Raw genomic sequence first — 7,828 nt, forward strand, 5'->3', positions numbered from 1 at the left:
CCCGGTGGGTAGCGTCATCAACGGCAGGATGTTTCCCACCCAGACCCAGCCCCAGCGCCTGATGGTGTTCGGCGCAGTGCTACTCGCGGTGGGATGCGTGGGGGTCACGTTGCTCGAGCGCGGCGCCTCGATGGCCTTTGCCGTTTCGGCCTTCTGTATTTCAGGTGTCGGGCTGGGGTTCATCATCCCCAACCTGACGCTGTTCATGCAGATGATCGCCGAGCGCCGCGACGTCGGCGTCGCCTCTGCGTTGATCCAGACGACGCGCATGCTCGGCAGCGCCGTGGGAACGGCGCTCGTGGGCATCGTCATCGCGCGCACTTCCGTGGTCACCGGCATCAAGGCGGGCCTGGTCACGGCGGTCGTCCTCTGCGCCGCCATGATGGCGCTTTCGCTGCGCATCAAGATGAAGAACGTGCGGCGCTGAGCGCCGCCACGCTTCAGCGCATGAAGGTGTGGTAAGCCACCAGCCCGCCGATCACGCAAAGCACGAGCAGCCACGATAGCCGGTTGAGCCATTGCGCGGGCATGTGCAAGGCATGGCTTGGGGCCGCGGCGGCCGGGCGGGCGTTGCGCGGCCGCCGGGGGGCCGGGCGATCGAGCGCCGGCGAGGCGCATACGGAGAACAGCGCGAAGAAGTTGTCCATCATCTTGCGCGCGATTTTCTCCGCTTGGTCGGGCCGCAGCTGGCTCAGCCCGCCTTCCAGGTCGGCGTGCGCAGCATAGGAAAGCCGCGTGCCGCCAGCCTCCGGCGCAAGCCGGATGTCGGCGTAGCCCTTGGCCGAACCGGCCGCGCCGCCCGTTCCTTCGAAGCGCAAGTGATAGGCGTGCGGGGGACGGATGTCAGAGAGCTCCAGGAAGGCTTCGAAGCGGGCAGAGACGGGGCCGACGTCGGCACGCAGGTTCACGCGGTATTCATGCTCGGAAATCCGCTCGACCTTCTCGCATCCGCTGATGCAGACCTTGAGGGTCTCGGGGGCGATGAGCTTTTGCCAGGTGCGCTCTTGAGACGCAGGAATCAGGCGCGAACCAGATAGTTCCATGATGTGTCTCCTTCGCCGTATGGGCGGGCATGCCGCCGGGTGAGCAGGCCGGTCTGAGCCGGCTTGGCCTGGGCGAGGCGCCCTGTGGTCAATGTGCCACCGAACGCCCAGAGTTGTCCAGCCTGCCCCTTGCCCGCACAGGGGCGACGCATGGCCGCCCGCCGCCGGCGGCGCGACGCGCAATCACCCGGCCCGCAGGTCCGGCAGGGGCCTGGGGCGCCGCTGCGCGTCGGTTGCCACGTACACGAGCGTCGCTTCCGTCACCTTCACGACCTCTGAGTTCAGGCGTATGCGCTCGGCATAGACCTCTACCGCGACCGTGATGGACGTGCGCCCGGTCTTGACGATGTGGGCGTAAAAACTCAGCAGATCGCCGACGAAGACGGGTTGTTTGAAGACGAAGGAGGTCACCGCGACGGTGGCGACCCGGCCGTTCGCGCGGCCCTGCGCGGGCACGGACCCGGCCAGGTCCACCTGGGCCATGATCCACCCGCCGAATACGTCACCCGAGGGGTTGGCGTCGGCCGGCATCGGGATGACGCGCAGCACGGGCATCTGGCCTTCAGGCAGGGAACCGGGGGCAGGGGGAGGATACGGAAGAGAAGTGGTCACGTCGGACTCCGGAGAAAAAACGCGGTTGGGCTCGTGGCCGCCCCGCAAAACGGGCAAGTGTAGTCGGCCGCGATCCGGCCCACGGTACAATTTTTCTCCGTTCCTCCACGGTTGCAAGCATGGAAGCCAAATGGCTCGAGGACTTCATCGCGCTCGCTGAAACACGGTCGTTTTCGCGGGCCGCGGAACTCCGGCACATCACGCAGCCCGCCTTCTCGCGCCGAATCCAGGCGCTCGAGGCCTGGGTGGGTACCGACCTGGTCGACCGCACCGTGTATCCCACGCGCCTGACCCCGGCGGGAGAGACCTTCCGGGCCGAGGCCATCGCCATGCTCGCCAAGCTGGAAGAAACCCGCGCCATGCTGCGCGGCATGCGGCCGGCTTCCCAGGCGGTGCTGGACTTTGCCGTGCCGCATACCCTGTCGCTGACCTTTTTCCCGCAATGGCTGAGCCGCATTCGCGCCGAAGCAGGGCTGCCCCGCTTCACCGCGCGCTTGATGGCGCTGAACGTGCACGACGCAGCCATGAGCCTGGTGCAGGGCGGCAGCGACCTGGCCATGGTCTATTACCACCCGAGCCTGCCGGTGCAACTGGATCCGCGCCACTATGACGTCCTGGTGCTTGGCACCGAGGCAGTCTATCCCTATGCGCGCAGCAATCCCGACGGCACGCCCCAATACGTGCTGGGCGAGACGCAGCCGGCGCCTTACCTCGCCTACGCGCCCAACGCCTACCTGGGTCGCATTGCCGAGCTCATTCTTTCGGCGGCCCAGCCCCGGCCTGCGCTTGACGAACAGTATGAGACCGACATGGCCGAAGGCCTGAAGGCCATGGCACTCGAAGGGCACGGCGTTGCCTTCCTGCCCGAGAGCGCCGTCACCCGGGAGGTCGCGTCCCGGCGCCTGGCCTGCGCCGGCGCGGCCTACACCGAAACCATGGAGATCCGCCTGTATCGCGAAAGGCCACCTGCGGGCGGTTCCGCCAAGCCACTGGTCGACGCGCTCTGGCGCTATTTGTCGCACTCGCGCTGAGTCGCCGCGCGCATGCCCTGGATGGCTCCCTGGGAATGCAAAAAAAACATCGGCCAATGCGAACATGGCATTGGCCCTCCCGAGAAGCGCCTGCATATAGTGAGTGTTTCCCAGCGCCGCACCGTGCGGCGAAATCGCAATGGAACGACCTATGAGCAGTACCGCTACCTCGGGTGCTTATCGCATCGAACACGATCTTCTCGGCGAGCGGGAGATTCCCGCCGATGCCTATTGGGGCATCCACACGCTGCGGGCGCGCGAGAATTTTCCCATTTCCGGCTCGACCATCGGTGGCCAGCCCGACCTAGTGCGCGCGCTGGCGTGCGTCAAGCTGGCCGCGGCGCACGCCAACCGCGACCTGGGCATCCTGCCTCCCGACCGCGCAGGCTTCATCGTGCAGGCCTGCCAGGAGATCATCGACGGCGCGTTGCACGATCAATTCATCGTCGATGTGATCCAAGGTGGCGCAGGCACGTCCACCAACATGAATGCCAACGAGGTCATCGCCAACCGTGCGCTGGAGCTCATGGGTGCGGAGAAGGGACGCTACGACCTGCTGCACCCCATCCAGGACGTCAACGCCTCGCAGAGCACCAACGATGTTTACCCCACGGCCTTGCGCATCGCCATGTGCTTTGCGCTGCAGAGATTGATGTCTGCCATGGCGGAGCTGCGCGCAGCGTTCGAGGCGAAGTCGCTGGAGTTCGACGACGTCCTGAAAATGGGCCGCACGCAGCTCCAGGACGCCGTGCCGATGACGCTGGGCCAAGAGTTCCTGACCTATGCAGTCATGCTGGGCGAGGATGAGGCGCGGCTCGCCGAGGCGCGTGCCCTGATGCTGGAAGTGAACCTCGGCGCCACCGCCATCGGCACCGGCATCAACACGGACCCAGACTACAGCCCGCTCGCCGTGAAATACCTGGCCGAGATCACCGGCCTGCCGCTGGTGCGGGCCGCCAACATGATCGAGGCGACGCAGGACACCGGCGCATTCGTGCAGCTGTCGGGCGTGCTCAAACGCGTGGCCTGCAAGCTTTCCAAGACCTGCAACGACTTGCGCCTGCTTTCGTCCGGGCCGCAAGCCGGCCTCAACGAGATCAATCTTCCCGAACGCGCCGCGGGCAGTTCGATCATGCCGGGCAAGGTCAATCCGATCATTCCGGAAGTGGTGAACCAAGTCGCCTATGAGGTGATCGGCAACGACATGACGATCACCATGGCGTCGGAGGCCGGACAGCTGCAGCTCAACGCGTTCGAGCCCATCATCGCGTGGAGCCTGGCCAAGAGTATTTCCCACCTGGAAGCGGCGTGCGCCACCCTGACGCACAACTGCGTCAAGGGCATTACGGCCAATCGCGAGCGACTGATGGACACCGTGAAGCGGTCCGCGGGACTGGCGACGGCGCTCAACCCGGTCATCGGCTACGAAGCCGCCACGCGCATCGCGCGCGAGGCGATGCGGACGGGCCGCCCGGTGGCGGAGCTGGTGCTGGAGGCCGGCCTGTTGGATGCGGAGACACTCGCCCAGGTGCTCAAGCCCGAGGTATTGACCAAGCCTTATCGATACAGGAAGGACAAGGTCGCGGCTTGAGTCGTCGGCGGCTTCGATGCGCCCGATACGGGCCTGCGCCCCGCCGCGCCTATCGGTGCCTGCGTCGCCGGACGCGGATTTTTCGGGTTTCCCTCCCCCTCCTGCACGAAAATGCGGCGCGCCGCGCACCTTCCCGGGGCGCGCGCGCACACCCTTCGCTCCTCGCACGGCAGGGTAAAAAGCCATGTCCGTGCCGCCCGCTTGTTGCTACACTCGGGCCGTCCCATCCAGGAAGGAGATTCCATGAAGAAGTTCGTGCTGTTCTCCGCCGCGCTCGCTCTGGTCGCCGCATCGTCTGTCTCGGCCCAGGACCTCACCGGCCGGCTCAAGAAAATCAAAGACACCGGAACGCTGACGCTCGGTTACCGCGACTCGTCCATCCCCTTCTCTTACCTGGACGACAAGCAGCAACCCATCGGCTACTCGATGGACATCTGCTACAAGATCGCCGATGCAATCAAGGCCCACCTGAATCTGCCCAAGCTCAACATCGCGCTTTCGCCCGTCACCTCGGCCACGCGCATCCCCCTCATCGCCAACGGCACCGTCGACCTCGAATGCGGCTCCACCACCAATAACGTGGAACGCCAGCAGCAGGTCTCGTTCGCGCCGACCACCTTCGTCACCGCGACGCGCTTCGTTGCCAAGAAAAGCGCCAACCTGAACGACCTTCCCGACTTCAAGGGCAAGACGGTGGTCTCCACCGCCGGGACCAGCAACCTGAAGTGGCTGACCGAAACCAACGGCAAGGAAAACCTGGGCATGCAGATCATTCCTGCCAAGGACCATGCCGATGCGTTCCTGATGGTCGACAGCGGCCGTGCCGCGGCGTTCTTCATGGACGACATCCTGTTGTACGGACTGGTGGCGAGCTCCAAGAATCCGGATCAATGGATGGTCAGCAGCAAGGCTTACACCGTCGAGCCTTACGGCGTCATCGAACCGAAGAACGATCCGGCGTTCAAGAAGGTCGTGGACGACGCCGTGGTGGCGCTGATGAAGTCCGGCGAGCTGGAGAAGCTCTACCAGAAATGGTTCAACTCTCCGATTCCGCCGCGCAACGTCAACTTGAAGGTGCCCATGAGCGATTCGCTCAAGAAAGCCATCGCGAACCCGACCGACTCGGGCGATCCGGCGGCCTACCGTTGATGCGCGAGCGGCCGGCCAGGCAATCCGCCATGCATGCGCATGACTGAGCAAGACTCCAGGGGACCTACGCGGTCCCCTGGTTTTATCGGTCCGGCCCGGCGGCTGGACGATGCAATCTCGCCGGAGCGGTGATGAATTACAACTGGAACTGGAAGATCTTCTGGGAGCTGTCCCCCGACGGGCAGGGGACCTACCTGGACACGATGCTGTCGGGGCTGCAATGGACTGTCGCCACGGCGCTGGCGGCCTGGGTGCTTGCCTTCGTGATGGGCTCGATCATTGGCGTCATCCGCACCACGCCGGTGAAATGGGCGGCGCGCCTGGCCGAAGCCTACGTCGAACTGTTCCGCAACATTCCCCTGCTAGTGCAGCTCTTCCTCTGGTATTACGTCATGCCAGAGGCCTTGCCGGAAGCGTGGGGAACCGCCATCAAGCAGATCGCGCCGCCGTGGGGCGCGTACTGGCCGGCCGTGCTTTGCCTGGGATTCTTCACCTCGGCGCGCGTGGCGGAACAGATACGGGCCGGCATCCAATCATTGCCGCGAGGGCAGCGCATGGCGGCCACTGCATTGGGCCTGCGCGAGGCGCAGGTCTATCGCTACGTGTTGCTGCCCATTGCCTACCGTGTAATCCTGCCACCGCTCACGTCCGAGTTCATGAACATCATCAAGAACTCGTCGGTGGCGATGACCATAGGGCTGCTCGAGCTGACGGGCCGGGCGCGCTCCATGCAGGAGTTCAGCTTCCAGGTGTTCGAGGCGTTCGCGGCTGCCACGGTGCTGTATCTCATCCTCAGTCTCATCGTCGTGACATTCATGCGCTGGGTCGAGCGCCGCGTGGCCGTGCCGGGATTCATCGGCCCCATGCGCGGCGGATCGCACTGAGGGGAGGCCGCGATGTTCAGCGATTTCGACTTCGACGTCATCTGGCGTTCGCTGCCTTATCTGTTCAAGGAGGGCATGACGTTCACGCTGACCTTGACGGCCATGGCAACCGTCGGGGGCATTATTTTCGGCACCCTGCTCGCGATGATGCGCCTGTCGCGCTTCCGTTGGCTGTCGGCGGTGGCGGGGACGTACGTGAACCTGATGCGCTCGCTGCCGCTGCTGCTGGTGATCTTCTGGTTCTACTTTCTCGTGCCGTACATCGGCGCTTGGGTCATCGGGTCTCCCACCCCCATCCAGGTCGGTGCCTTTTGGTCGTCGGTCATTACCTTCACCATGTTCGAGGCGGCCTTTTTCTGCGAGATCATGCGCGCCGGCATACAGTCCGTCTCGCGCGGGCAGACCTACGCCGCCTATGCGCTGGGGCTGAACTACTGGCAGACCATGGGGTCGGTCATCCTGCCGCAGGCCTTCCGGAACATGATCCCCGTCCTGCTCACGCAGACCATCGTGCTGTTCCAGGATACGTCCCTGGTGTACGTGCTATCGATCACTGACTTTCTTGGCGCCGCCTCCAAGGTGGCACAGCGCGATGGCCGGTTGGTCGAGATGTACGTCTTCGCTGCGCTGGTCTATTTCATCATCTGCTTCACGGCCTCGAGGCTGGTACGCGTTCTCCAGCAGCGCGTCGCCATCGTCCGCTAGCAGCGCGTGCGCGCCGGAATGAACCGTCATACAGGAGTCTCGCATGATCGAGATCAAACACGTCAGTAAATGGTATGGATCGTTCCAGGTCCTCACCGACTGCACGACCTCCATTGGCGCAGGCGAGGTGGTCGTGGTATGCGGCCCGTCTGGGTCGGGAAAATCAACGCTGATCAAGACCGTCAATGCGCTCGAGCCTTTCCAGCAGGGCGAAATCATCGTCAACGGCATCTCCGTGGGCGATCCCAAGACCGACCTGCCCAAGCTGCGCGCCAAAGTCGGCATGGTGTTCCAGCATTTCGAACTGTTCCCGCATCTCTCCGTATTGGACAACTTGACCTTGGCGCAGACGAAAGTGCTGGGGCGGGGCAAAGACGAAGCCGCCGACCGCGCGCTCAAATTGCTCGACCGGGTCGGCCTCAAGGCCCATCAATCCAAGTATCCCGGCCAGCTCTCCGGAGGCCAGCAGCAGCGGGTCGCGATTGCCCGCGCGCTCTCGATGGACCCCATCGCCATGCTGTTCGACGAGCCCACCTCCGCGCTCGACCCGGAAATGGTCAATGAAGTCCTCGACGTCATGGTCGACCTCGCCAAAGAAGGCATGACCATGATGGTCGTCACCCACGAAATGGGCTTTGCCCGCAAGGTCGCCGATCGCGTCATCTTCATGGACGGCGGCCGCATCGTCGAAGACACGGGCAAGGACGAATTCTTCGATCCCCGGGGCGAGCGCTCCGAGCGCGCGCGCCAGTTCCTCTCCAAGATATTGCCGCATTGAAGCTCCTGGCTTCCGGGCGCGGGCGGCCTCAGGAG

The 7,828-nt window shown here is 64.4% G+C and carries 9 protein-coding genes; 7 read left to right on the forward strand and 2 right to left on the reverse strand.

Annotated elements, in window-relative coordinates; translation table 11 throughout:
• The coding region (locus IRZ12_RS13635) for an MFS transporter (protein ID WP_367181591.1) at positions 1 to 427 on the forward strand (427 nt) is incomplete at its 5' end.
• Positions 428 to 440: 13 nt separating this feature from the next.
• Here IRZ12_RS13635 and IRZ12_RS13640 read toward each other — a convergent pair.
• On the reverse strand, positions 441 to 1,043 hold the full coding sequence (locus IRZ12_RS13640) for a CoxG family protein (protein WP_296469400.1): 603 nt from the start codon (positions 1,041 to 1,043) through the stop codon (positions 441 to 443).
• A gap of 183 nt (positions 1,044 to 1,226) precedes the next feature.
• Positions 1,227 to 1,598 (reverse strand): acyl-CoA thioesterase, encoded by a 372-nt coding sequence (locus tag IRZ12_RS13645; RefSeq protein ID WP_296469414.1) that lies wholly within the window; start codon positions 1,596 to 1,598, stop codon positions 1,227 to 1,229.
• A gap of 176 nt (positions 1,599 to 1,774) precedes the next feature.
• Between IRZ12_RS13645 and IRZ12_RS13650 the strand changes: the two genes are divergently transcribed.
• The 6 genes from IRZ12_RS13650 to IRZ12_RS13675 all read left to right on the forward strand — a co-directional run bounded on the left by IRZ12_RS13650 (position 1,775) and on the right by IRZ12_RS13675 (position 7,793).
• Positions 1,775 to 2,686 carry a LysR family transcriptional regulator gene (locus IRZ12_RS13650; RefSeq protein ID WP_296469402.1) on the forward strand — a complete coding sequence of 304 codons (912 nt, stop codon included), beginning with the start codon at positions 1,775 to 1,777 and terminating at the stop codon, positions 2,684 to 2,686.
• Between the two features lie 151 nt (positions 2,687 to 2,837).
• Positions 2,838 to 4,277 (forward strand): aspartate ammonia-lyase, encoded by a 1,440-nt coding sequence (gene aspA, locus IRZ12_RS13655; protein WP_296469404.1) that lies wholly within the window; start codon positions 2,838 to 2,840, stop codon positions 4,275 to 4,277.
• A gap of 243 nt (positions 4,278 to 4,520) precedes the next feature.
• The gene (locus tag IRZ12_RS13660; RefSeq protein ID WP_296469406.1) at positions 4,521 to 5,426 is read left to right on the forward strand and encodes an amino acid ABC transporter substrate-binding protein; all 906 of its coding nucleotides are present in this window, start codon (positions 4,521 to 4,523) and stop codon (positions 5,424 to 5,426) included.
• A 131-nt stretch (positions 5,427 to 5,557) separates the two neighbouring features.
• Entirely contained in the window at positions 5,558 to 6,310 is a 753-nt protein-coding gene (locus IRZ12_RS13665) for an amino acid ABC transporter permease (protein WP_296469408.1), read from the forward strand.
• A 12-nt stretch (positions 6,311 to 6,322) separates the two neighbouring features.
• Positions 6,323 to 7,015 (forward strand): ABC transporter permease subunit, encoded by a 693-nt coding sequence (locus IRZ12_RS13670; protein WP_296469410.1) that lies wholly within the window; start codon positions 6,323 to 6,325, stop codon positions 7,013 to 7,015.
• A 43-nt stretch (positions 7,016 to 7,058) separates the two neighbouring features.
• Complete coding sequence (locus tag IRZ12_RS13675; RefSeq protein WP_296469413.1) at positions 7,059 to 7,793, forward strand: amino acid ABC transporter ATP-binding protein; 735 nt, start codon at positions 7,059 to 7,061, stop codon at positions 7,791 to 7,793.
• The last annotated feature ends 35 nt before the right edge of the window (positions 7,794 to 7,828 follow it).

It is taken from the genome of Pigmentiphaga sp. (assembly GCF_019689535.1).
In the GTDB taxonomy this organism is placed as follows: domain Bacteria; phylum Pseudomonadota; class Gammaproteobacteria; order Burkholderiales; family Burkholderiaceae_B; genus Pigmentiphaga.